Source organism: Saccharothrix lopnurensis (genome assembly GCF_042658445.1).
GTDB lineage: Bacteria > Actinomycetota > Actinomycetes > Mycobacteriales > Pseudonocardiaceae > Actinosynnema > Actinosynnema lopnurensis.
Map to the genome: position 1 here is coordinate 308,359 of NZ_JBHSQO010000001.1, position 23,218 is coordinate 331,576.

General features: G+C 75.2%; 24 protein-coding genes and 2 pseudogenes. 9 read left to right on the forward strand and 17 right to left on the reverse strand.

The window, feature by feature from the left end; translation table 11 throughout:
* Nucleotides 1-2 precede the first annotated feature (2 nt).
* Nucleotides 3-1,319 carry an ABC transporter substrate-binding protein gene (locus ACFP3R_RS01335; RefSeq protein ID WP_380631914.1) on the reverse strand — a complete coding sequence of 439 codons (1,317 nt, stop codon included), beginning with the start codon at nucleotides 1,317-1,319 and terminating at the stop codon, nucleotides 3-5.
* A 183-nt stretch (nucleotides 1,320-1,502) separates the two neighbouring features.
* A complete protein-coding gene (locus ACFP3R_RS01340) occupies nucleotides 1,503-2,015 on the reverse strand; it encodes a hypothetical protein (RefSeq protein ID WP_380631916.1) in 513 nt (170 codons plus the stop codon).
* Between the two features lie 294 nt (nucleotides 2,016-2,309).
* Between ACFP3R_RS01340 and ACFP3R_RS01345 the strand changes: the two genes are divergently transcribed.
* On the forward strand, nucleotides 2,310-3,254 hold the full coding sequence (locus ACFP3R_RS01345) for a glutathione S-transferase family protein (RefSeq protein WP_380632123.1): 945 nt from the start codon (nucleotides 2,310-2,312) through the stop codon (nucleotides 3,252-3,254).
* Between the two features lie 130 nt (nucleotides 3,255-3,384).
* On the opposite strand, the gene ACFP3R_RS01350 is transcribed toward ACFP3R_RS01345, so the two are convergent.
* The 4 genes from ACFP3R_RS01350 to ACFP3R_RS01365 form a co-directional block, all read right to left on the reverse strand.
* Complete coding sequence (locus ACFP3R_RS01350; RefSeq protein ID WP_380631918.1) at nucleotides 3,385-4,473, reverse strand: hypothetical protein; 1,089 nt, start codon at nucleotides 4,471-4,473, stop codon at nucleotides 3,385-3,387.
* A 769-nt stretch (nucleotides 4,474-5,242) separates the two neighbouring features.
* Complete coding sequence (locus tag ACFP3R_RS01355) at nucleotides 5,243-5,461, reverse strand: DUF6343 family protein (RefSeq protein ID WP_380631920.1); 219 nt, start codon at nucleotides 5,459-5,461, stop codon at nucleotides 5,243-5,245.
* Between the two features lie 154 nt (nucleotides 5,462-5,615).
* Entirely contained in the window at nucleotides 5,616-6,128 is a 513-nt protein-coding gene (locus ACFP3R_RS01360) for a DUF1360 domain-containing protein (RefSeq protein WP_380631922.1), read from the reverse strand.
* A 256-nt stretch (nucleotides 6,129-6,384) separates the two neighbouring features.
* Nucleotides 6,385-7,371 (reverse strand): sigma-70 family RNA polymerase sigma factor, encoded by a 987-nt coding sequence (locus ACFP3R_RS01365; RefSeq protein WP_380631924.1) that lies wholly within the window; start codon nucleotides 7,369-7,371, stop codon nucleotides 6,385-6,387.
* Nucleotides 7,372-7,625: 254 nt separating this feature from the next.
* Here ACFP3R_RS01365 and ACFP3R_RS01370 point away from each other — a divergent pair.
* Nucleotides 7,626-7,943 (forward strand): annotated as a pseudogene (locus tag ACFP3R_RS01370) (hypothetical protein); the annotation flags it as partial.
* A gap of 55 nt (nucleotides 7,944-7,998) precedes the next feature.
* On the opposite strand, the gene ACFP3R_RS01375 reads toward ACFP3R_RS01370, so the two are convergent.
* Complete coding sequence (locus tag ACFP3R_RS01375; protein WP_380631925.1) at nucleotides 7,999-9,174, reverse strand: AI-2E family transporter; 1,176 nt, start codon at nucleotides 9,172-9,174, stop codon at nucleotides 7,999-8,001.
* 202 nt (nucleotides 9,175-9,376) lie between these two features.
* Between ACFP3R_RS01375 and ACFP3R_RS01380 the strand changes: the two genes are divergently transcribed.
* Nucleotides 9,377-10,009: an isochorismatase family protein gene (locus tag ACFP3R_RS01380; RefSeq protein WP_380631927.1), complete on the forward strand. Its 633-nt coding sequence runs from the start codon at nucleotides 9,377-9,379 to the stop codon at nucleotides 10,007-10,009.
* Nucleotides 10,000-11,619 (forward strand): AMP-binding protein, encoded by a 1,620-nt coding sequence (locus tag ACFP3R_RS01385; protein WP_380631929.1) that lies wholly within the window; start codon nucleotides 10,000-10,002, stop codon nucleotides 11,617-11,619. The genes ACFP3R_RS01380 and ACFP3R_RS01385 overlap by 10 nt, the downstream gene beginning before the upstream one ends.
* 20 nt (nucleotides 11,620-11,639) lie before the next feature.
* Here the strand turns inward: ACFP3R_RS01385 and ACFP3R_RS01390 are convergent, their stop codons facing one another.
* The gene (locus ACFP3R_RS01390; RefSeq protein ID WP_380631930.1) at nucleotides 11,640-12,143 is read right to left on the reverse strand and encodes an allene oxide cyclase barrel-like domain-containing protein; all 504 of its coding nucleotides are present in this window, start codon (nucleotides 12,141-12,143) and stop codon (nucleotides 11,640-11,642) included.
* A gap of 247 nt (nucleotides 12,144-12,390) precedes the next feature.
* On the opposite strand from ACFP3R_RS01390, the pseudogene ACFP3R_RS01395 reads away from it, so the two are divergent.
* A pseudogene (locus ACFP3R_RS01395) lies at nucleotides 12,391-12,552 on the forward strand (sulfite oxidase-like oxidoreductase); the annotation flags it as partial.
* On the forward strand, nucleotides 12,516-12,740 hold the full coding sequence (locus ACFP3R_RS01400) for a hypothetical protein (RefSeq protein ID WP_380631931.1): 225 nt from the start codon (nucleotides 12,516-12,518) through the stop codon (nucleotides 12,738-12,740). The pseudogene ACFP3R_RS01395 and the gene ACFP3R_RS01400, both read left to right, overlap by 37 nt.
* A 38-nt stretch (nucleotides 12,741-12,778) precedes the next feature.
* On the opposite strand, the gene ACFP3R_RS01405 is transcribed toward ACFP3R_RS01400, so the two are convergent.
* The 6 genes from ACFP3R_RS01405 to ACFP3R_RS01430 form a co-directional block, all read right to left on the reverse strand.
* Nucleotides 12,779-14,392 carry a tol-pal system YbgF family protein gene (locus tag ACFP3R_RS01405; protein ID WP_380631933.1) on the reverse strand — a complete coding sequence of 538 codons (1,614 nt, stop codon included), beginning with the start codon at nucleotides 14,390-14,392 and terminating at the stop codon, nucleotides 12,779-12,781.
* A gap of 294 nt (nucleotides 14,393-14,686) precedes the next feature.
* The gene (locus ACFP3R_RS01410) at nucleotides 14,687-14,911 is read right to left on the reverse strand and encodes a hypothetical protein (protein ID WP_380631934.1); all 225 of its coding nucleotides are present in this window, start codon (nucleotides 14,909-14,911) and stop codon (nucleotides 14,687-14,689) included.
* A gap of 101 nt (nucleotides 14,912-15,012) precedes the next feature.
* A complete protein-coding gene (locus ACFP3R_RS01415) occupies nucleotides 15,013-15,234 on the reverse strand; it encodes a hypothetical protein (RefSeq protein WP_380631936.1) in 222 nt (73 codons plus the stop codon).
* Nucleotides 15,231-16,601, reverse strand: coding sequence for a HAMP domain-containing sensor histidine kinase (locus tag ACFP3R_RS01420; protein ID WP_380631937.1), 1,371 nt, complete (start codon nucleotides 16,599-16,601; stop codon nucleotides 15,231-15,233). The genes ACFP3R_RS01415 and ACFP3R_RS01420 overlap by 4 nt, the downstream gene beginning before the upstream one ends.
* 203 nt (nucleotides 16,602-16,804) lie before the next feature.
* Nucleotides 16,805-18,865 carry a DUF8189 domain-containing protein gene (locus ACFP3R_RS01425; protein ID WP_380631938.1) on the reverse strand — a complete coding sequence of 687 codons (2,061 nt, stop codon included), beginning with the start codon at nucleotides 18,863-18,865 and terminating at the stop codon, nucleotides 16,805-16,807.
* Nucleotides 18,866-19,048: 183 nt separating this feature from the next.
* On the reverse strand, nucleotides 19,049-19,447 hold the full coding sequence (locus tag ACFP3R_RS01430) for an STAS domain-containing protein (protein ID WP_380631940.1): 399 nt from the start codon (nucleotides 19,445-19,447) through the stop codon (nucleotides 19,049-19,051).
* Nucleotides 19,448-19,695: 248 nt separating this feature from the next.
* Here ACFP3R_RS01430 and ACFP3R_RS01435 point away from each other — a divergent pair, with 248 nt between their 5' ends.
* Nucleotides 19,696-20,628: a universal stress protein gene (locus ACFP3R_RS01435; RefSeq protein ID WP_380631942.1), complete on the forward strand. Its 933-nt coding sequence runs from the start codon at nucleotides 19,696-19,698 to the stop codon at nucleotides 20,626-20,628.
* Nucleotides 20,629-20,631: 3 nt separating this feature from the next.
* On the opposite strand, the gene ACFP3R_RS01440 is transcribed toward ACFP3R_RS01435, so the two are convergent.
* The 3 genes from ACFP3R_RS01440 to ACFP3R_RS01450 all read right to left on the reverse strand — a co-directional run bounded on the left by ACFP3R_RS01440 (nucleotide 20,632) and on the right by ACFP3R_RS01450 (nucleotide 21,861).
* Nucleotides 20,632-21,048 (reverse strand): RbsD/FucU family protein, encoded by a 417-nt coding sequence (locus ACFP3R_RS01440; protein WP_380631944.1) that lies wholly within the window; start codon nucleotides 21,046-21,048, stop codon nucleotides 20,632-20,634.
* A gap of 187 nt (nucleotides 21,049-21,235) precedes the next feature.
* A complete protein-coding gene (locus tag ACFP3R_RS01445) occupies nucleotides 21,236-21,499 on the reverse strand; it encodes a GlsB/YeaQ/YmgE family stress response membrane protein (RefSeq protein ID WP_380631946.1) in 264 nt (87 codons plus the stop codon).
* Between the two features lie 89 nt (nucleotides 21,500-21,588).
* Nucleotides 21,589-21,861 (reverse strand): hypothetical protein, encoded by a 273-nt coding sequence (locus tag ACFP3R_RS01450; protein ID WP_380631947.1) that lies wholly within the window; start codon nucleotides 21,859-21,861, stop codon nucleotides 21,589-21,591.
* A gap of 127 nt (nucleotides 21,862-21,988) precedes the next feature.
* Here ACFP3R_RS01450 and ACFP3R_RS01455 point away from each other — a divergent pair, with 127 nt between their 5' ends.
* Together ACFP3R_RS01455 and ACFP3R_RS01460 are read left to right on the forward strand one after the other, a co-directional pair.
* Nucleotides 21,989-22,339: a YidH family protein gene (locus ACFP3R_RS01455; protein ID WP_380631948.1), complete on the forward strand. Its 351-nt coding sequence runs from the start codon at nucleotides 21,989-21,991 to the stop codon at nucleotides 22,337-22,339.
* Nucleotides 22,336-22,635, forward strand: a complete 300-nt coding sequence (locus tag ACFP3R_RS01460) for a DUF202 domain-containing protein (protein WP_380631950.1) — start codon at nucleotides 22,336-22,338, stop codon at nucleotides 22,633-22,635. The genes ACFP3R_RS01455 and ACFP3R_RS01460 overlap by 4 nt, the downstream gene beginning before the upstream one ends.
* Nucleotides 22,636-23,218 lie beyond the last annotated feature (583 nt).

Genomic DNA, 23,218 nt, shown 5'->3' on the forward strand with positions numbered 1-23,218 from the left:
CACTACCTCCCGCCCACGCGCTTGAGCGCGCGCTCGGCTTCGCGTTGGGCCTGCGCCATCGCCTCTTCCGGTTCCTGCTGCCCGGTCAGCACCCGGTTCACCGCGCCCTCCCAGGCCCGCACCAGCTCGCTCGCGGCCGGGCTCGGCGGCACGGCGAACGCGCTCTCCTGCAACGCCAGCACGGTCGGCACGCCCTCCCGCAGCAGCCGGTTGTCGCCGGGGTCGAACACCTCGCGGTGGATCCGCTCGTCGGCGACCCGGTTGGCGGTGAACGTGCCGCCGTAGGGCTTGCCGGCGGTGGCCAGCGCGTCGCGGCGGGCCCGCGCGGCGGTGACCCAGGTGTCCGGGGCGGTCACGGCGGCGATGAAGTCGCAGGCCGTGCCGGGGTGCCGGGCGCCCTTCGGGATGGCCCACGCCGAGCCGTTGGAGTCGGTGAGCGGGTTGCCCTCCCGGTCGGTGAACGGCGCCACCGTCACGTCCACGTCGGGGGAGTTGGTGGCCAGCGTGTTGAGGTACCAGGAGTCCATCGGCATCGCGGCCAGCTGACCGGTCGCGTAGTGGTTGGCCGCGCCGAACAGGTCGAAGGTGTCGCGGAACGCCTTGAACGACGCCCAGCCGCCCTGGCGGTCGACCAGGTCGGTGGTGGCGCGGACCGCCTCGACCACGCGCGGGTCGTCCAGGCGGGCGCCGGGGCCGGCCAGCTCCGCGCCGTTGGCCTTGGCCCACAGCGGCAGGAACTCCGGCACCTTGGGGTCGAAGCCGATGCGCCGGATCCTGCCGCCGTCGACGCGGGCGAGCCGGTCGGTGAGCGAGGGCAGGGCGGACCAGTCGGCGGTGGTGAGGGTGGCGGGGGCGAGGCCCGCCTCGCGCACCACCGGGTTGTTGATGATCATCACCCGCAGGGTGGAGAACTCCGGCACGCCGTAGACGCGGTCGTCGTGGGTGACCTGGCGCAGGGCCGCCTCGCGGAACTGGCCCAGGTCGACGTCGTGGCGGGCGAGGCAGTCGTCCAGCGGTTGCACCGCGCCGCGGGCCGCGTAGCTGCCGAGCTTGGAGCGTTCGGCGTAGACCAGGTCGGGCGGGTCCTCCGCGGCCACGGCGGACAGGAACTGCTGCTCGTCGAACGCGCCCTCGTTGATGCGCAGGTCGATGTCGGGGTGGGCCCGGCGGAACACCTCCACCCGGGCCGTGGCGTGCTCGTCCGGGAGGCCGAAGCCCATGGTGACCAGGGCGTTGGGGGCGTCGCCCGGCCGGTCGCCCAACCCGCCGCACCCCGAGGTGGCCAGCAGCGCTGTTGCGGTGAGCACGAGCACGCGCATGATCGCCTCCGGTGCCGATCGACAACGGGACTTGTTCCCACCGGGCGCACCGGTCACACCCAGGTCGCCCGGTCGGCCCAGTGCGGTCCACTGTGGATGATCGACTTCGGGGGTTGCGAACGTGTGGTTCGGGGGTCCTGGACGTACGACACGGTGGGTCCGGACGTACGACTCGCGGGTGGGCTAGGCGGCGGCCTCGGCGGTGGCGTCGGCGGCTTCGGCCAGGTCCAGGGTGCTGCCGGTGAGCCTGCCGCGGACGGTGAGCGCCTCGGCTAAGCGGATCAGGTAGGTGCGGCGGGCCGGGCGGGTGCGCGGGGTCCGCCGGACGGCGGTGCGGTAGCGGATGATCGCCTCGTCCAGGTCGGCGCGCCGACCGGTCCTGGCGTAGCGGCGGCCCACCAGGTCGGCCAGCGCGACCTGGCAGGCGGTGCGGTCCCAGTCCTGGTCGGCGTTCGGCGCCTTGAGCGCGTCCCGGTAGGCGGTGATCGCGTCGTTGAGGTCCGCGGCGTTGTCGCCGAGGTGGAACCGCCTGGCCAGGGCGTTGCCGAGCGCCTCGGCCCCGGGGGCCCGGCGGGGGTGGGCGACCGGGGTGTCCCGCAGCGCGCGTCGGCACCGGGTGACGGCCTCGTCGACGCCCTCGCCGCCGTCCTGCCCGTGGTCGACCACCAGTTGCTCCTGGCCCCACCAGCTGCTCATGACACTCCCGGTGCTCCGTTCAGCCGCACAGCGCGGCCGTCGTCAAGGCAGAGCCGCGGCGGATGGGACAACCCTACTAGCCGGGCGGAACGCGCCGGGTCACGGGACGGGAACCGGGTCCTGGCGCGGGGTTCCGGCGGGCGGCGGGTGCCCTGGGCGCGAGCTACGCTCACCCGTGTGAACGACGCCTCGAAGGCCCCGGCCGCCGACCCCAACCCCGAGCACGGCAGGGGTGGCACCTACTCGGTCAAGGGCAAGGAGTACACCCGCGACACCCGCTACCTCACCACGCGGATCACCGCCGACGGCCGGGACGGCTTCCCCGTCGAAGCGGGCCGGTACCGGTTGGTCGCGGCGCGCGCGTGCCCGTGGGCCAACCGGGCGATCATCGTGCGGCGGCTGCTCGGCCTGGAGGACGCGCTGTCGATCGGCCTTCCCGGCCCGACGCACGACGAGCGGTCGTGGACCTTCGACCTCGACCCCGGTGGGCGGGACCCGGTGCTGGGCATCGAACGCCTCCAGGAGGCGTACTTCAAGCGCGACCCGGAGTACCCGCGCGGCATCACGGTGCCGGCCCTCGTCGACACCACGACCGGCGCGGTGGTGACCAACGACTTCGCCCGGATCACCCTCGACCTGTCGACCGAGTGGCGGGCGCACCATCGGGAGGGCGCGCCCGACCTGCTGCCCGAGGCGCACCGCGACGAGCTGGACGAGGTGAACCGGCGCGTGTTCACCGAGGTGAACAACGGCGTCTACCGGTGCGGGTTCGCGGGTGGGCAGGAGGCTTACGACGAGGCGTTCGCGCGCCTGTGGACGGCGCTGGACTGGTTGGAGGAGCGGCTGGGCGGGCAGCGGTACCTGGTCGGGGACACGATCACCGAGGCGGACGTGCGGCTGTTCACCACGCTGGTGCGCTTCGACCCGGTCTACCACGGTCACTTCAAGTGCAACCGGAACAAGCTGGTCGAGATGCCGGCGCTGTGGGGGTACGCGCGGGACCTGTTCCAGACGCCGGGGTTCGGGGACACGGTTGACTTCCAGCAGATCAAGCGGCACTACTACGTCGTGCACACCGACCTGAACCCGAACGGGATCGTGCCGGGTGGACCGGACCTGTCGGGGTGGGTGACGCCGCACGGGCGCGAGGCGCTGGGTGGTCGGCCGTTCGGGGACGGGACGCCGCCGGGGCCGGTGCGGGAGCCGGTCGACCCGGGCCACACGCCGCTGGGTGGGTGAGGACGTTCGTTGGGTGAGAGCGCTGGTCGGGTGAGAGCGCCGGTGGTGATGCCGCCGGCCGCGTGATGCCGCCCCTCGGGCGGCATCACGCGGGGGTGGGTTGGGCCGGCGGTGTGGGTCGGGCGGCTCGTCAGCCCTCCCCGCGCGGCGTCAGCAGCGGGCTCCACTCCCGTGCCAGCGCGGCCGCCAGCTCCATGTTGGCCACCGCCTCCTCCGGCGTCCGCCTGCCGTGCCCGCACGCCGCCGCCACGCCGGCGACCGGCGCGCCCAGCGCCTCCACGGTCAGCCGCAGCGCCCGCCTCGTCTCCTCCGGGTGCGCCTCGGCGACCACGCCCGCGATCACGTTCACGCCCCGCCGCAGGCGCCGCAGCGCCGCGAAGAACCACGGGTCCGTGGGCGGTGCGGCGTCGCCGCTGGTCACCGGCAGGTGGACGGTCGGCATCGGCAGGCGGAGCCGGGCGAGCAGGTCGGCCAGCCCGTTGAGGAACTCGACCGCGGACTCCAGGTCGGACGGGGCGAACACCGGCACGTGCTCCAGGTCGCCGTAGCACAGGTGCAGCACCCAGCACCCCCGCGGCGCGGCCCGCAGCACCTCCGACACCTGCCCGCTCAGGTCGCGGGTCAACAGCGGCCACGCCTCGCGCGCGGTCCGGTGGTAGGCCACCAGCACGGCCGGCGTCTCCAGCTGGAACTGCACGCGGTCCCCCCAGGCGGCGGCCAGCGCGGCGACCTCGCCGATCACCGCCTCCTGCACGGCCGGTAGCCAGTCGCGGGCCGCCTCCACCGAGCCCGAGCCGAACAGCGCCAGGTCGAGCGCGTGCGGGATGCCCACCTGCACCCGGACGTCGGTGGCGCCGATCGCGTCCAGCGCCGCGAACGCCGCCTCGGCCTGCGCCGTGCGGCCCGGTGCGACGTCACCGGGCGTCAACCGGTGGCCCGGCCGGACCCGGTAGCAGGGCATGTCGGCGTAACCGCGGCTCGCGCCCCCGCGCACCTGCTCCAGCGCGGGCACGGCGGCCAGCCGGTCGAGCCAGTCGATGATCCAGCGCGGGTCCCGGTCGTAGGGCAGCGCGGTCAGCTCCGCGCCGTCGCGGTGGCGGAGGAACCAGCTCATCGCGGTGCCCGCGTCCTCGCACAGCGGTCGCGGCAGCGAACCCACCAGGTGGACGGGCAGCGGGCGCGACGTCCAGTGGACCGGAGTGGCCCGGGATTCCGGCATCGTCGTCATGGTGGGCCTGCTTTCGCTGGAGGACCGTGCCCGGTCATGCTCGCAGCTCCGCAGGGGTGCGAATGACCATCGAGCGGCTGCCGTGAAGATCATCCACGCGATCGTGTGATGTCCCGTTCCGAGGGGTGGGACCCTTGCGGGACAGGGGAAGCGCGTCGGCGCGGGAGTTTCGTCACTCACACGAGTGGAATGGCGCCGGATGCGCCCTCTCGACCGGACGGACACCGTCCACTGTGCTGCACTCAAGGGGACAGAGGCGCCGCGGGCCCCCGGGGCGCACTGGCGGGAGGGAGTCGGAACGCCGGTCCGGCAACCCGTTGCGTCAACGGAGAACCGGTCCACCCGGACGCGTCGGCCGCCCGCGACGCGTTGTCGGCGGTGTCACCCGCGAGGACCCTGTCCCGTGTGGACGCTGCTCCGGATCCGGTCGGTCGCGCGCGGAGCGCGGGCGGGGAGTCGTCGGCGTGGGGTTGGCCGGCTTCCCGTCCCTCCGCGCGGGCGATCGGCCAGGGGGCGGTTCGGCTGGTGGGCGCGGGAGCCATCTCCCGCGATGTGGTGCCGAACCGCCCCCGGACGGCTTGCGCCATCGGGACCCCCACCTCCCGGGAAGCGGGGTTCGGCATCCTCCAGGCCACCGGGGTTCGGCACCTCCCGGGTGCCGAGGTCCGGCACTTCCCGGGTACCGGGTCGAGCGGGGACTTCCGCAGGCTCCGCGATCAGCCGGGGTCGCCGCGCCGTGAACCTCCGCCGGCCGCCGCGATCAGCCGGGGTCGCCGCGCCGCTTGCGGTGGACCACCCAGCCGAGGTCGACGACCAGCACGACGACGAGCACGCCCAGCAGCACCGCCAACCACGTCAACCCGGCCCGCCACGCCAGCACGGCGGCCACCCCGTTGAACACGATGCCGAAGCCCGCCAGCCACAGCCGCAGGGTCAGCGCGCTGCGCGGCGGCGCGGGCGGCGGCAGCTCCCCGGTCACGGTCGGTCCGGTCGCGTCGGTCCAACCGGCCGGGTCGATCGGCCCGGCCGGCTCACCTCGGCGACCACTGTCCGCGTTCGCTGTTCGGTCATGTCCCCTCCTCGCGCGGTGGGCTACCCGCCGCGGGCCCGCCGATACGGGCGGAGACCGGGTTTCAGCCCTTCGCGAGGTGCTGCTTGGCGGCCTCGTAGCCCAGGTGCAGCCAGTCGGAGGCGGCGACCGCGACCAGCGTGGTCATGCCGATCCGGGTGGCGCGCGGCGCGAGCACGTGACCGGCGGTCAGGGCGGTGGCGATCCAGACGCCCGAGCAGAACGGGCAGGTCACCAGCTCGCCGACGGCGTGCCGGACACCCTCGCCGCGCACCGACTCGTTGACCTCGGCCACGCCGGCGGGCTCCTCGAACCGGGTGAACGGGGCGCGCAGCGCGGCGGTGATCGAGCTCTTGGTCAGCAACCGGCTCGCCTTGTGGGTGGCCACCGACAGCAGCAGCACGTCACCCGCCGACACCCGGTCGGGCAGCCGGGCCCCGGTGCGTCGGCCGACCAGCACGGCCGTCCCGATCAGGCCCGCGTACGTGCTCATCGCGGACAGGTAGCCGGCCAGTGGTCGCCGCTCTCCGTTGGAGTAGGCGATGCGGATGCGTTCGAAGCTCCGGGCGATCGACATGCGCGGTGATTTGCCACTGGGCGGAAATTCAAACCGCACCCCGGGACGTCCCAGGTCAGGGCCCTGGGACAAAACGGACCGGTCGGCATGAACCAGCCGCGTGGGCCGATCCGCGCCGACCGGTCCGGTTGGGCTGGTGGCGGGCCCGGGGGCCGGTGGTGGGCCCTCGGGGGTAAGTCCGGGTGGTGGGCCCGGGGTGGTGGGCCCGGGGTGGTGGGCCCGGGGTGGTGGGCTTGGGTAGTGACCCCGGTGGTGGTCAGCCGGTCCAGGCCAGCAGCGCCTGGCTGCGCTCCGGGCTGCGCAGCAGCCGCAGCGACTCCTTCTCCAGCTGCCGGATGCGCTCCCGGGTCAGCCCGACCTCGGCGGCCACCTCCTGGAGCGTGCGCGGCCGGCCGTCGGTCAGGCCGTAGCGCAGGGTCAGGATCAGCGCCTGGCGCGGCGGCAGCGTGTCGACCAGGCTGAGCAGCTCGGACACCATGCCGTTGTGCTCGACCACCTCGTGCGCCTGCACCGCCTCGGCGTCCTCGATCAGGTCGGCCACGGACGTGCCGCCGTCGTCGCCGACCGGGGTCTCCAGGCTGATCGCGGACCGGCCGGCGGCCAGCAGGTCGAGCACCCTGGGCAGCTGCGCGCCCGCGGCGTTCGCGATCTCCTCGGGGGTCGGCTCGCGGTCCAGCTCCAGCCGCAGCTTGCGCTCGACCTTGCGCAGCTTGGACAGCTCCTCGAACACGTGCACGGGCAGCCGCACGGTCCGGGTCTGCTCGGCCACGCCGCGCTCGATCGCCTGTCGAATCCACCAGATCGCGTAGGTGGAGAACTTGTAGCCCTTGGCGTAGTCGAACTTCTCCACCGCGCGGATCAGGCCCAGGTTGCCCTCCTGGACCACGTCCAGGAACGGCAGGCCGCGGTAGGCGTGCTTCTTGGCGACCGACACCACCAGGCGCAGGTTGGCCCGGATCATGTGGTCCTTGGCGCGCCTGCCGTCCGCCACGACCTCGCGCAGCGCGCGGCGCCGGTCGAACTCCATGGCCGGGCTCTCGCCGGCGTCGGCGGCGCGCACCAGCTCGGCGGCGTACACGCCGGCCTCGATGCGCCGGGCCAGGTCGACCTCCTGCTCCGCGGTCAGCAGCGGTGTGCCGCCGACCTCGCGCAGGTAGTGGCCGACCAGGTCGGCGTCCTGGGACCACTCCCGGCGCGACGTGTCGGCGCGCTGGGGGCGGGTCTTCGTCGCGGTCGAGGACATGCCTTCTCCTTCTGGGGTCGGCCCGCTCTTGAGGGCACGGGGGAGTGGTGAACGTGTCGGCGATGTACTTGTCGGGTGATCCGCGACGGCTTCGGCGGCTCTCGTCCGAGCCCTTGTCGGGCGACACCTGGTGCAACGGAGCGTGACGCGTGGGCATTCCCGGTCGGGTTACCCGAACGGGGGCGACCTCGAACACAGGAACGACATGGGTAGGTGCGCTCACCCGGGGTAGCCGAAAAGCATGGTGAAAAGGGCATGGTGAAACGGGCGCGGTGGCGGGCGTGGTGCGGTCGCTCATGGCCAACGCGGGGATGCGGGGCCCGGTGGCCTCCGCGCTGTTCACGGCCGTGCGGTTGAGCAACGACCAGATCCTGGAGAACGCCACCGGTGTCGGCGCGCCACCCCGGACGTGGCCGCGCCGTGAACTGGTCGTCGACGTGCCGCACAAGTCGGTCTACGCGTTCGCGACCGGCGTGGTGGCCGACCGCCCGGCCGGTCGACCGGGCCCCGGTCAGCGGACGCGGCGCTGTGGCCGGGCCGACGTGGGGCCGCTGCCGCGCCACCGGGCCTGAGAGGTCGGCCCGGCCGGGGACGTCCCCGGCCGGGCCCCCTGCTCAGGCCACCTGATCAGCCGTGCGAGGTTCCGTCCGCCGTGCCCTTCGTCCGCGCGGACGCGCCCTCCGGCTCCGAGGACGGCGGCGTCGGCGGCGTCTCCTCCGCACCGCTGTGCCGGTCGATGACCTCGCTGAGGTAGCGCAGCACCACCGCGGCCGTGGCCACCACCGGCACCGCCAGGAACGCGCCCGCGATCCCGTACAGGCTGCTGCCCGCCGTCACCGCCAGCAGCACCACCGCGGCGTGCAGGCGCAGGCTGCGGGACTGGAGGATCGGCTGGAGCACGTTGCCCTCCAGTTGCTGCACCGCCACGACGATCGCCAGCATGATGATCGCGGTGGTCAGCCCGTTGCTGACCAGGGCGACCAGCACGGCCAGGGCGCCCGCGACGAACGCGCCGACGATGGGCACGAACCCGCCGAGGAACGTCAGCGCCGCCAGCGGCGCGGCCAGCGGCACCCCGAGCACCACCAGGCCCAGGCCGATCAGCACCGCGTCGACCAGGCTGACGACGGCCTGGGTCCGGATGAAGCCGCCCAGCGTGTCCCACACCCGCTCCAGCACGACCGTCAGGTGCGCGCCCGCGCGCTCGCCGACCACGCCGCGCAGCCACGGGGTGAACCGCGGGCCGTCCTTGACGAAGAAGAACGCCAGCAGCAGCGCGACCACCCCGGTCACCACGCCCGAGGTGACCCGGCCCGCGCCGGTGAGCAGGCCGTTGGCGATCGAGCCGACGCTGGACTGGAGCTGGTCGGTGCCCTGCTCGACCAGGTCGTTGAGCTGGCTGGTGCCGAGGTTGAGCGGCGGCCCGGCCAGCCACTCGCGGGCCTGCTGGAGGGCCTGGGTGGCGCTGTCCGCGATCTCGGGGACGCCCGAGGCGATCGAGGTGGTGATCAGCGCGACCACGCCGCCCAGCACGCCCAGGCCGCCGAGCAGCACCACCGTCGCGGCCAGCGCGGGCGGCAGGCCGCGCGAGCGCAGCCACCGGGTGGGCGGCCACAGCACGGTGGTGATCAGCAGGCCGAGCAGCACCGGCATGACGATCACCCAGAGCTTGCCGATCACCCAGGACACGATCACGAAGCCGACCGCGGCGAGCGCCAGGCGGGTGCTCCAGCGCGCCAACCAGCTCAGACCGTGCCCGATGGCGTCACCGCGGTCAGCCCAGCGGCGGTTCCCTGCACCCACGTCGCCCGTCCTCCCAGCGCACCGCGCCGCGCGGCGCTCGCGGTGCAGCCTGCCAGACCGCGTCCGCGCCGCTCGAACACCTCTGCGGCCCGATCGTCGCTCATCCGGGTGGACTCCGCACGGCCGCGGTCTTGACGTGCGGCGACCGGGGAACGGGTGTGGGTTGATGTGAGGCCCCAGGCGCACCGAGGAAAGAGCGACCGTGTCAGGCATCCCCGTGATCGAACCGTACCCGCTGCCCGCGGCCGGCGACCTGCCGCCGGGTCCCGTCGCGTGGACACCTGACCCGGGCCGGGCCGTCCTGCTGGTCCACGACATGCAGCGCTACTTCCTGCGGCCGGTGCCGGAGCCGCTGCGCGGCCACGTGGTGCGCAACGCCGCCCTGCTGCGCGAGTGCTGCGCCGCCGCGGGCGTGCCGGTGGCCTACACCGCCCAGCCCGGCGACATGAGCCCCGAGGACCGGGGCCTGTTCCGCGACTTCTGGGGCGAGGGCATGACGGGCCTGCCGGAGGACCGGGGGATCGTGGACGAGCTGCACCCCGAACCGGACGACTGGCGGTTCACGAAGTGGCGCTACAGCGCGTTCTTCCGCTCCGACCTGCTCGCCCGGCTGCGCGCGGCGGGCCGCGACCAGCTGCTGCTGTGCGGTGTCTACGCCCACGCGGGCGTGCTGATCACCGCGGTCGAGGCGTTCAGCAACGACGTGCAGACCTTCCTGGTCGCCGACGCGCTCGGCGACTTCTCGGCCGACCACCACCTGATGGCCCTCACCTACGCGGCCGAGCACTGCGCCGCGCTCACCACGGTCAAGGAGGTGATCGGCACGTGGAGCTAGCACCGAGCGCCCACGAGGACACCACCACCCGGGGCTGGCTGCTGGACGTCGCGCCCGCGCCCGACCTCGTGCCCGAAACCGACCACCGGCGCCCGCTCAACGCCGCCGGCGTGCTCGACGACGCGGTCCGGGGCGGTGCCGGCCGGCGCTGCCTGGTCACCGACTCGGGCACCTGGAGCCACGACGACCTGCTCGCCCGCGCCAACCAGGTCGCCGGCGCGCTGGTGCGCCGCTGGGGGCTGCGGCCGGGCAACCGGGTGCTGCTCCACGGGCCCAACACGCCCTGGTACGCGGCCTGCTACCTCGGCGTGCTCCGGGCGGGCGGCGTGGTCGTGCCGGTGCCGTGGGGCGTGCGGGCGCGGGAGGTCGCGCCGATCGCCGAGCTGACCGAGGTGGACCTCGTCGTCGCCGACGCCCGGTACGCCGCGGACCTGGCGGAGTTGGCGCAGCGGGTGGACGTGCTGCTGTTCGGCGCGGAGCCCACGGAGTTCGGCCGCGAGGTCGACGCGGGCCCGGCCGTGTTCGCCCCGGTGCGCACCAGCGCCGACGACGTCGCCGTGGTCGACTTCACCTCCGGGTCGACCGGCGCGCCCAAGTGCGCCATGCACCTGCACCGGGACCTGGTCTTCGCCGCGCTCAACCACCACCGGATGCTCGACCTGGCGCCCGACGACCTGGTGGCGAGCAACGGGTCCATCGCCTTCGGCTACCTGCTGGGCGCGCTGGTGCTGGCGCCGCTGACCCGGGGCGCGGCGGCGCTGTTCGTGGAGGACGACGACTTCGACGCCTTCTTCGACGCGGCGCACCGCCACCGGGCCACGGTGTTCGCCAGCACCCCCGGCCTGTACCGGCGGGGCCTGCGGACCGGCGCGCCGGTCCCGCCCGGCCTGCGGATCGCGCTGAGCGGCGGGGAGAAGCTGGACCAGGGCACCCGGGACGGCTGGCTGGAGGCGACCGGCGCGCCGCTGGTGGACCACCTGGGCACGACCGAGCTGATGGCGCCGGTGATCGGCACGCCGCGGGGCGCGGCGCACCGCCGCGACACCCTCGGCCGGGCCATGCCGGGCTTCCGGGTGCGCGTGCTGGACGACGAGGGCCACGAGGTGCCGGTGGGCCGGCCGGGCCGGCTCGCCGTGCGGGGCGCCTCGGGCTGCCTCTACGTGAAGGACCCGGTGGCGCAGGCCGAGGGCGTGCGGGACGGCTGGACGCACACCGGCGACCGCGCCACCCTGGACGCGGACGGGCACGTCGTGGTCCACGGGCGCGGTCGCGACCTGGTCATGGTGGACGGGATCAACGTGGCCACCACCGAGGTCGAGACCGTGCTGCGCGCCCTCCCGGCGGTCGCGGACGTGGCCGTGGTGGGGGTGCCCGACGCGTGCGGCGTCACCGCGCTGGTGGCGTTCGTGACCCCCACCGGTGTCGACCGCGGGCTGGTCGGCCTGGTGCGGGAGCACGCGCGGCGGGAACTGGCCCAGTACAAGCAGCCGCGGGTGGTGCGGGTGCTGGACCGGCTGCCGCGCAACGCGCGCAACAAGGTCGACCACCGGGCGCTGGCCGAGGTGGCGCGGGCGGCGGTGGGCGCGCTGTCGTTCAGCGGCTCGCTCTAACCGTGGTCGGTGGTCGCGGGTCAACCGGTGGTGATGGTGAAGGTGAACCGGTACCCCACGTCGGCGGAGCCGGACCGCGTGGCCCGGCCCTCGCCGCGGGCGTTCGCGTAGGCGCCGGTGCCGCCCACGACGGCCACCGCGGTGTCCTCGAAGCCGCCCGCGATGGACCGGTAGTCCCGCAGGCCGGACAGGTGCAATTCGCCGTCGGGCAGGCGGAACGTCGAGGTGCAGTGCGCGGTCACCGAGGGCGGCAGGCCGGTGGTGACCGCCAGGACGCCGCAGTGGGAGAAGCCCTCGCCGACGCGGTCGTCCCCGCCGGCGTCGAACAGGTCGCCGCCGCTGACGAAGCCGCTGCCGACCGCCGGGGTCACGGGCGCGGACATCAGGTTGCGCCTGGTCACCACCTCGACGGTGGCCTCCCGGTCGGCGCGCACCTCGTCGGCGCGCACCTGGTCGGCGCGCACCTGGTCCGCGCCCATCGACCCGCCGACCAGGGCCAGGACCAGCAACGGTTGGACCCGCACCGCGCACCTCCACGTTCGTCCTGATCGGACGATAGGCGCGGGGGAGGGGTGTGGTGCGGGGCAATTCCACGTTCGGGTGAACCTCGGGTCATCGCCGGGCGAAGTGCGCCTCCACCGCCGCGACCTCCTGGGCGAACAACGCCTCTCGCCCGGCTTCCGCGGCAGGCGTCGGGCGGCCGCGGACCTCCCGCCCGGCCGGCACCTGACCGAGGACTTCCCGGTCCTGTCGGCGGGCCCGACCCCGCGCGTGGACCGGGACCGGTGGCGGTTCACCGTCACCACCGAGACGGGCGAGGAGCACGGCTGGTCGTGGCGGGAGGTGACGGGCCTGCCCGCCGAGTCGACCACCACCGACATCCACTGCGTCGCCCGGTGGTCCAAGCCGGGTACGACCTGGCGGGGCGTCTCCCCGGACACCTGCCTGCCGACGTGGACACCGCGGCCGACCACGCGCTGGTCCACTCCTACGGCGGCTTCGCCTGCGGGCCGACGGGGTTCGTGGAGGTGGTGGCCGACGCCCTGGTGGCGCTCGGCCACGACCCGCGAGGGTCAACCGGGGTCCCGGCACGGCGTGGCTCGACCTGCGGGGCGCGGTGAGCCCGCGCGTCGCCCTGCCCGACTGACCCCGCCGCCGGTCAGGACGCCCGCACCAGGTAGAGGCAGTACAGGTCGGGCCCACCGCCCGCGTCGAGCGGTTCGGCGAGGTCCGTCGCGGACAGGTACTCGCCCAGCACGTGGTGCTCGCCCGCGTTCAGCCCCATGGTGTGGCCGGGCAGCCCGGCGAACGAGGGGCACGCGGCGCCGCCCGTGCCCGGTGCGAACGACGGCGGGCAGCTCGGGCAGGCGGGCAGGTCGAACTCGTGCGCGGTCGACCCGGCCACCCGCACGCTGACCGGCGCGTTGACGCCGTTGTAGAACGTCACCCGCACCGGACCGGCGGCGCCCAGCGGCGCGGGCACCGGCAACCGCGCGCCGGTGCCGACCGCGACCTTGGCCGAGATCAGCGCCGACCGGGCCTGCGCGGCGTCGCCGTGCCCGGGGTAGGCGGTGACGAACCGCTCCAGCGTGGTGACCGCGTTCCCCGACCGCCCCTCGCGCAGCTGCCCGAGCCCGCACTCCAGCACGGCGCGCGGCAGGGCGTCCCGGGCCTCGCCCGCCACCTTCCCGGTGGCCTGGTGGGTCAGCTCCGCGAAGTGCTCCAGCGGCGACAGGGCGTTGCAGAACTCGCCGCGCGCGTAAGGCGCGGCGGCCTCGGCGTAGGCGGCGTCGAGCGCGCCGGGCACCTCGGCGGCGGCCGGCGTGTCCCCGAACTCGTCCACGACGACCAGCAGCGCGCCCACCGCTTCCCGGGCGCGCTCCACCGGTTCGGTCGACGAGGGGGTGCGCGCCAGCAGCAGGTAGGTCCGGGCCGCCTCGGGTCGGAAGGACGGCTCCTCCTCGACCAGGTCGCGGTAGACGACGACGGCGTCGTCGAGCCGCTGGTCCTCCGTCAGCTCCCGGGCCCAGGCCGCGTAGGACTCGACCAGGTTCTCGCGGGCGAACGGTCCCAGCACGCTGTCCGGGTGGTCCTGCCGGAACCGCAGGAACCCGGCCACCGCCCGGGGGTGGCGGTCGCCCTGCCGCGACTCGACGGCCCGCTGGTAGTCCTCGCACTCGACCCGCGCCCGCCTCGCCCCGGCCACGTCGGCGCCCGGGGCCAGCCGGTAGGGGCCGGTGACCGCGTCGAACCCGGCGGTGGCGGTCGCGCAGTCGCCGGCCGCCTGCGCCGCGGTCGCGTCGTCGCGGGCGGCGCGCCCGGCCAGGCCGTACCCGGCGTCCGCGCCCGCGTCGACCACCCCGGCCAGCGCGCCGGCCAGCACCGCGGCCGTCCTGGCGGACCGGTCGTGCGGGCGCGGGTGCCGCGCGGCGAGCCGGTGGGCGTCGAGCGCCAGGGCCGCGAGCCAGACCACGGCGACCGCGAGCCACAGCCGGGGCGACTCCGCCGCGTCGATCGAGCAGGCGATGAGCACCAGCGCCACCGCGACGACGGCCGCCACCCACGCCCGCACCCGACGGCCCAGGTAGGCGTACCCCACCCCGATCCCGGTGAGGTTCAGCAGCACGGCGGCGGCCCTCGACCGCGCGGGTGGCGGTGGGGGCAGGACGGGCAGCCTCGGGTCGGTCGGGGTGTCGTCGAACCACTCCTGCCGCGCCACGGCCTCGGGCCGGTCCGCGCCGTCCGGTGACCAGGTGCCCGGTGTTCCGCCCACCCGGTCGGCCTGCGGTGCTGATCCGGTCGGCGGTGTTGGCCGGACCCGTCGCGCCGGCTCGACCTCCGGTGCCGGCCCGGCGTGCGGTGCCGGCCTGGTCTGCGGCGTCGGCTCGGCCCCTCGCTCTTCCTCGCCCGGTCGCTGCTCGTCCATCCCCGCCCCCGCACCCTCGGCGCCTCACCCCGCTACAGCAGACCACGGGCGGGGTCACCGGAGGGGCGCTGCCCGGACCGGCCACCGGATCGGCCCAGCAGGGCGTGCCCGCCGGTCGTGGCGGGGTGCGCGGAGACCGGGTCAGCAGGTCCCGACCAGCGGGAGGATCGTGGCGTCGAGCCGGTAGCGCGCGAGCCGGTGCAGCATCTCGGCCAGCGCCTCCGGCTGGATCTGCCCCTCCAGGTCCTGGCGCGCGCCGAGCACGGTGCGCGCGACCACGCTGCGCGGCAACCGCCCGCGGTACTCGGCGGTCAGTTCGTCCACGGCTTGGCGGAGGTACGGGTCCTGCTGGTGACGGTTGACCACGGCTGCTCCCGGTTTGTCCTGGTTGTCCCTCCATCTTGCGGGAAGCCGCAGGTGTTCGACCTGACGAGTCCCTGACGATCGACCCACCGCCGTCCGGGTCGTCAGGTCGAGGAGGTGGTGGCCGTCGTCGTGGTGGTGGCGGCGGACGAGGTGGTCGGGTCCGGCCGCTGGGTGAGCGTCGGCGTCGGCGCCGGGTTGACCGGCGAGGTCACCAGCGGCTGCGGCTGGTCCTGCGCGGTGACGCCGCAGCCGGTCAGCAGCGCCACCGCGGCCGCGCACAGCAGCAGCGCCGCCCTCGTGGTCCCGCGCGGTCGGGTCGTCACAGCTGCGCCTCCGGTATCTCCACGACGAACCTGGCCCCGCCACCGGGCCGCTCCTCGACGCGGACCGAGCCGCCGTGGCGCTGCACGTGCTGGGCGACCAGGGCCAGGCCCAGGCCGCTGCCGGTGTCGGTGCCGCGGCTGCCCGCCCGCGTGCCCCGGTCGAACCGCTCGAAGATCCGCTCGCGCAGCTCGACCGGCACCCCCGGCCCCTCGTCGTCCACCTCCAGCCGCGCCTGCCCGGCCCGCCGCAGCACCGCCACCCGCACCGCGCCGCCCGCGTGGCGCGCGGCGTTGTCCAGCAGGTTGCTCACCACCCGGTCCAGCCTGCGGCGGTCGCCCAGCACGTGCGGGGAGGTCCCGTCGGCCTCCAGCGGCACCGGCGCGCCCGGCCGCGCCGCCAGCACGTTCGTCACCAGCGCGGCCAGGTCGATCGGCTCCGGCGTCGGGTCGTCCACCTGCTGGTCGGCGCGGGAGATCTCCAGCAGGTCCACCACCATGCGGGCGAACCGGTCGACCTCGGAGGTGAGCAGGTCCAGCGCCCGTCCGGCGGTGCCGGGGATCTCGGTGCGGCGGCGGCGCAGCACCTCGGCGGCGTTGACCATGGTGGTCAGGGGGGAGCGCAGCTCGTGGCTGACGTCGCCGGCGAACCGGGCGTCGCGCAGCACGCGCCGCTCCAGCGCGTCGGCGGTGGCGTTGAACGTCGTGGCCAGCGGCGTCAGGTCCGGGTCGGACTGCTCGGGCAGCCGGGCCTTGAGGTCGCCGCCCGCGATGCGCGACGCGGCGGCGGTCAACGCGGTCAGCGGGCGCAGGGCGCGCCTGCTCGCCCACGAACCCAGCATGACCCCGAGCAGGCCGCTGGCCACGGTCGTGGTCACCAGCACCGCGCTGAGGAACCGGAACGTCCGGTCCAGCTGCACCATCGGCGCCATCTCCACGTACACGCCCTCGGCGTTGGTGATGGGCAGGGTCACCGCGTAGACCGGGATGCCGTCCACGATCAGCCGCTGGCCGGCGGGCACGCCCTCGCGGCCCATCCGCAGCAGCGGGGGCGGCAGCACGGACGCGTCGACCTGCCTGCCGCTGGTGAGCACCCGGCCGGGGCGGAACAGCAGGATCGTGGTGTCCGGGCTCGCGGTGAGCCCGGTCAGCAGCTCCTCCAGCCCGTGCGAGCCCGTCCGCAGCGACTCGTCCACCAGGCGCACGTTCACCTCGGCCTGCCGCACCGCGCTCTGCTCGCGCTGGCGCAGCATGTAGCCCGAGGCCAGGTTCCACACCACCAGGGCGAGCACGCTGGTCAGCAGCAGCGACCCGATGCCGAGCACCATCGCCACGCGCCAGCGCAGCGAGAACCGGTGCACCCCCCTCACCGGTCGGGGTCCGGCCGCCGGCCGGTGGCGCGCGCGGTGGCAGGCGGCGGTGCGTCGCGCTCGGTGGGGGAGGAGTCCATGTCACCCCCGATCCTCCCCCACGGAACCGGCCACCGCCGCCGTCGCAAGGTGATCGCAAGGTTCACCCGCGGGTGCGCCGACCCGTCGCGCCGGCGGTGCCCGCCGCCGTCGCGGCCGAGCGGCTAGGGCGCGGGCAGCGCGGTCCACTCGTCGAACGGCGCGGAGCGCCCCGCCTCCGACTGCTCGCGGACCACCACGCCCCCGTCGTCGGTCAACCCGAACACGGCGATCCGGCCCTCCTGGTCGACCAGGGCGGCGGGCTGGCCGATGATGAAGCCGCCCAGGTCCGCCCACTCCGGCTCGGGCTCCTCGTCCGGCGCGGTCAGCCGGGTGGCGCTGACGCCCCCGCCGCGGTTCGTGGTGAACACGGCGATCCGCCCATCCTCCCGGAGGGGACCGGGCGCGTCCGCCACGGCGGGCTGCCCCACCCCGCCGTGGCCGGAGGTCGTCTCGCCCAGCGCGGTCCAGCCGCCGTCGGGCAGCTGCCGGGTGTGGCCGACCCAGCCGGCCAGGTCGCCGGAGTCGTTGGCCGCCAGCCGGTAGAAGACGTCCTGCTCGCCGTCGCAGGTGGTGGCCAGCGACGGCGGGCCGGACGACTCGAACGAGACCAGGTCGGGTCGGGGCGCGAAGGGACCGACGGGGCCGTCCTCGTCCGGCGGCGGCGCGGACCAGTGCCGGATGCGGCCGACGCCGTCCTGCACCGCGTAGCCGAAGACGTCGACGCCGCCGGAGCGGTCCAGCCCGACCGCGAGGCCGTCCTGCAACCCCGAGCCGGCCGCGTCCTGCCACGAGTCCTCGAACGCGCCGTCGGGCTCGGCCTGCGCCAGGACGCTCAACCCGCCGCCGCCGTTCTTGACGAACACCCGGATTCGGCCGTCCGCGGTCAGCTTCGCGACCGGCGTCCCCACCTGGGCGGCCAGGTCGGTGCCCCCGTTGGGGTTGCCGAGCCCGGCCCAGCCGGCGAAGGCGCCGTTCACCGCCACCTGCCACGTCGTGACGATCTCGTGGTCGTCCAGCCTGCGGGCGAAGACCTGGAGCCGGCCGTCCTCGTTCGTCGTGACCGACACCCCCGGCGCGAGCGGGCCGGGCACCTTGTAGGCCAGTGGCCCCGACCACTGGCCCGAGGCTTTCCGCCACCACGTCACCAGCCGGTTGCCCTGCGCGGCGAACACCTGCGGCCGGCCGTCCTCGTTCAGCCCCGCCCACGTGGTCCCGGTGGTGTGGCGGTAGACCATCCGCTGCGTCCAGGCCGCGTAGATGCCCTCCAGGGCGGAGTCGGTGTCCCAGCCCTCGTACGCGGAGAAGGTGGCCGCCTTGTCCGCCCGCCGGCCCGCGTCCAGGTTCACCTGCGAGTGCTGGATGTTGTAGCAGCGGTAGGGCACCACCCGCGCCACCGGGCGGCCGTCGGGACCGTCGTAGCCGAACGCGGCCTCGGTCGCGAAGCGGGCGCCGCTGACGTGGTCGCTGTGGTCGTGCAGCCAGGCGGGGTCCTCGTGCCGGGGGTCCGGGTCGGGGTCCTGGGTGCGGACCACGGTCGGCCGCAGCCAGGCGAACAGGTGGCGCAGCAACGAGATCAGGTGGTCCCGGTCGGGGAACCAGTTGCGGGTGTCCGAGTCGTACAGCAGCGAGCCGCTGGGCACGATGGTCCGCGCGCCGCGCTCGTTGGACCAGAGGTGGTACAGGCTCGCGCCGCGGTGGGTCGGGGTGTGCCCCTCGTCCTCGGGGACGGTGACGTCGTCGGAGAGGTTGCCCCACTCCGGCAGGTCGAGGAACACCAGCCTGAGGTCAGGGTGGTCGACCAGGGTGTGCACCTCGACGGTGAACGAGGTGTCGCCGATGTCGGCGGTCAGCAGGTCCTCGGTCCACTCGTCGGCCACGTCCGCCATGTGCGCGTACGCGGCGCGGATGCCGAGCTGCCGGCACCGGGCGTAGTCCTCGCGGTCGAGGTCGCCGCGGCTGCCGCACTCGTCGAACGGCGGGTCGTCCGGCCGGCCGGACCCGAGCGGCCGGGTCGCCTCGCCGGCGGTGAGGTAGATGGTGGTGTTGGGCCGCCCGGCGGCGATCGAGTTCGCCAGGTCCGGGTTCAGGAACAGGATGTCGTCGTCCTGGTGCGCGACGACGTTGACGTAGGAAGCGGTCGGTGCGGTGGTGCGGGACGAGTTCGGTAAGTCCGGCGGGGCCACCGAGACCTCCTCTCAGCGAGAAGACCGGAGGTGTCCACGATGTGGACGGGCGACCAGGCTAGCCCCGTCGGGGCCTCGCGGAAGGCGTTTTCGGTGTTCCGGTGACCGGACCGCGCCGGCGCGGTCGGCGCGGGGGTGCCGGACCGCACCGCGGTGGTCGGCGCCGGGGCGTGCGGGGGTCCTTCAGCGGCAGGCGGCGGGCTGCCGGGGGAACGGGACGCCGGCGGCCCGCAGCGCCTCCAGGGCGTCGGGCACCGTGGGGTGGACGTCCACCAGCTCGTCGACCAGCGTCATCTCCAGGGTGCGCAGGACCGCGCGCCGGCTGGTGGCCACGGCGATGGCCGTCCCGTGGCGCTCGGCCCGCCCGCACGCCTCGACGAGCAGCCGGATCCCGGTGGAGCCGAAGAAGTCGACGGCGGTCAGGTCCAGCACCAGTCCGGCGGGGCGGCGGTCGAGCTGCTCGACCAGGGCGGCCCGCGCGGGGACCTCGCAGACCATGTCGACCTCGCCGACGAGCCCGACCACGGGCACGCCCCACCGGTCGCCCGTGCTGACGGTCGTGGTGGTGGTGATGTCACCCAAGCGGCACTCCTCGGTCGGTACGAGAACCGGCAACCGAGCCCCTGTTCAACCCGATTCGTCGCTCCGCGTAGCGCTGTCGCGTGGACATCGCGACCGTACGGCGTGGGAAGCGGCACCCGCAACCACCCGGTGGTGGGATACCGGCCGTTTGCGCGGACCGTGTTGCGCCGAAGGGGTCACCGCTGCGGGTTGACACCGGGTAACCGTGGGCAGGACCCCGCTGGGCCCAGGGCCGAAGGGAGACGCCGATGTCCGGTGAGCAGGTCGTCGTGGGGGTCGACGGCACCGACGGGGCCGCGCGGGCGGCCGAGTGGGCGGCCCGGCGGGCGGCGCTGTGGGGGCTGCCCCTGCTGCTGGTCCACGGGTTGCGGTGGCCGCTCTACGAGCAGGTCCACCTGCACCAGCCGGTCGACGTCGCGGGGGAGGAGGCGATGCGGCAGTGGGCGCGCGACCTGCTCGACGACGTGGCGCGGCGGTGCCGGGCCCGCGGCGCGGTGGACGTCCGGGCCGAGGTGGTGCCGGGCGATCCGGCGGACGTGCTGGTGCGGGCGGCGGAGGGCGCGGCGTTCGTCGTGGTCGGGCACTCGGACGGCGGTGGCGTGACGAGCGTCCTGCTGGGCTCGACCGCGGCGCAGGTCGTGCAGGCGTGCGCCCGGCCGGTGGTGGTGGTGCGCGCCGGGGAAGGGGGCGCCGGGGGAGAGGGCGCCGGGGAAGAGGGCACCGGGGAAGAGGGCGCCGGGGAAGAGGGCGCGGGGGAAGGCGGTACCCCGGGAGGTGCCGGGGAGGCGCGCGGTGAGGGCGGTCCGGTGGTGGTCGGGGTCGACGGTTCGCCGATCGGCGGTCGGGCGCTCCGGTTCGCGCACGAGTTCGCCGAGCGCGCCGGGGTGGGGCTCCTGGCGGTGCACGCGGTGGCCGACGGCGCGGTCCCGTACCGGGTCGAGGAGGACGCCGACCTGGCGGAGTGCGCGCGCCTGCACCCGGGGGTCCGCGCCCGCGTGGAGGTCGTCCCGGGGCCGCCGGTGGAGGTGCTGCTCGCGGCCGCCCGGACCGCCGGGCTGCTGGTGGTCGGCAGCCACGGGGCGGGGGTGGTGCGCCGAGCCCTGTTCGGGTCGGTCAGCCAGTCGGTGGTGGACCGGGCGGCGTGCCCGGTCGCGGTGCTGCCCCCGCACGCCGGGGCCTGAGCGTCAGGCCACGAAGCCGATGGTCAGCAGGACGTTGGCGTAGAGGCGGCCGTCACCGGTCGCCACGCACACGGCCAGCTCGGGACCGCGGCAGGCGTCGTAGAAGTCCTGCCGCGCCAGCGGTCGCAGGGGCAGCTCGGGGCCGAGCAGGCGCTCGTAGTCCGCCCACGCCGGGGGAGTGCCGCCCTCGTCGGGGCGCATGGTGTGCACGGCCTCGACCGGGACGGCGGTGAGCAGCGGCTCCAGCACCTGGTCCACGGTGAGCAGGCCGGGGCGCAGGTTGAGGTGCACCAGCTCGGCGCGGTGGTGGACGTTGGTGCGGTGCGCGTAGTTCGCGTCCGCGAGCAGCACCCGGCTGCCGTGGCCGGCCGTGGCCAGGGCGGAGAGCAGCGGCGGGTGCAGCAGGGGGTAGCGGAGCATCGGGCGGCCCTTCGGTGCGCGAGTCGGCGTGCGCTCCGCATGTTATCGCTAACACGAACGCGGGCAAGAGCTTGAAACCCGTAGCTGTTAGCGCTCACCCGATCACGTGGCGCATCCGCTCGCGCAGCCGAAAACGCGGTGTGCGGGGGTTCCCGCACACCGCGTGGTGTCGTTGTGGCGTGGGCGCTTACCGCGGGCTCGTGCGGCGACCGCCGGCGATGCCCTCCGCGACGCCGATGAGCAGCACGGACGCGATCACCGCGACGATGAAGCCCAGGACGTTGAGCTCGAAGACGCCGCCGGTGCCGAGCAGGTTGGCGATCGTGCCGCCGATGACCGAACCGACCAGCCCGAGCAGCAGCGTCGCCACGATGCCCAGGCGCTGCTTGCCGGGTTTGATCAGTCGGGCGAGCGCGCCGATGACCAAGCCGGCGACGATGAACCCGATCATGTCGTCCTCCCGGTTGTCGATGGCTGTCGGTGGTGGGGTACCCGACCGCCCCGGCGCCCAATCCCCGCGCCGTGCGCCACGACCCGCGCTCAGTGCCCGTTGGCGGCCATGACCAGCAGCATCAGCGACAGGGCCAGCTGGAGCAGGCCGACGGAGACGCCGACGACCGCGGTCCAGTCGACCCGGTACTCGGTCCGGGTGGACATCGACAGCACCCCGAACCCCACGGCCACCACCGCCACCGCCGCGCCGCCCGCCGGGATCGGCCAGCTGAGCAGGCTCAACCCCAGCGAGAGAGGCCCCAACCAGGCGCCGCGCCCGGGACGGTCCCCGGCGGGCAGCCACCTCCCCGAGCCGTTCACGCGCGCCTCCGCTTTCCGTGGTCCGACCGGCGCCGATCAGGCGGTCCGACCCCCCGCGACGATAGCGTTCCCGGGGCGACCGGCGGAGCACGGCCCGGCGCGGCAGGCACGACCCCGAGGAGCGCCGATGGCGGCCGAACGGCCACAGACCGACCACGAACCGGACTACCGGTTCACCCTGGCCAACGAGCGCACCTTCCTGGCCTGGATCCGCACCGCGCTGGGCCTGCTGGCGGCCGGTGTCGCGGTGCGGCAGCTGGTGCCGCCGTTCGAGGTGCCGTGGGCGACCACCGCGCTGGCCGTGGGGTGCCTCGCGCTGGCGGTGCTGGTGGCGGGCACGAGCTTCCCGCGGTGGCGGCGGGTGCAGGCGGCCATGCGGTCGGGCGCCGCGCTGCCCCGCAACCGCGTGCTGGTCGTGCTCACCGCGGCCGTGCTCGTGCTGGCCGGGTTCGCGGCGGTGCTGGTCGTGTTCGCGTGAGCCGGGAGCGCGATCCGGGCCTCCAGCCGGAGCGCACGGTCCTGGCCTGGCGGCGCACCGCGATGGCGGCCGCGGCGTGCGCCCTGCTGCTGCTCCACGTGGCGGTCCGGCAGCGGTGGGGGTGGACGACCCTGCCCGCGGTCCTCGTCGCCGCCACGTCGGTGGTGCTGGCCGTGGCCGCGCGGTCCCGACAGGGCGCGACCGGGCCCGTCGACCCCGCCGTGCCGCCGACCGTGGCGGCGCTGGTGGTCGCCGCGTGCCTGTCGGCGCTGTCGCTCGACCTCGGCCCGCCCTGAGCGCCGTCGCTCCACACCGGACACCCGCCCCCGGGCGGGTTCACCGGTTCGCCGCCGGATTTCACCGGCCGTTCGATCACCGGACCCGCTCACCGGCCAGTCCTGTCGGGTGATCGCGGGGGAAGTGCGGGAGTGCGGACCGGCGGCTGCGGGCGAGCCGGCCGAACGGCTGTCGGCGGGCCCGGGGGACCGGTGGCGGCACACCCGGGCGGTGGCGGCGCGGGCCCGGGAGCTGTCGGTCACGGTGCCCGCCGAGGACCGCGACCTGGTGGTCACCGCGGCGTGGCTGCGCTACACCGGCTACGCCGCGCCCGTCGCGGTCACCGGCTTCCACCCCCGGGGTGAGCGCGTCGCGGTCGAGCGGCGGATGGCCGACGTGCCGGCACGGCCCGGACTCGCCCAACGCGCGTCCACCACCCGCGCGCCCCTGCTGCCGGCCGTCGCCGAGCGCGTGGAGGGCGGGTGCGCTGAGCCGCGGACTGGCCGCGGACCGCGATGCCCGGACCGCGATGCCCGGACCGCGAGGTGCGAGGTGCGATGCCCGGGGTGCGAGGTGCGAGGGCTGGGCCGAGGGGCGAGGGCG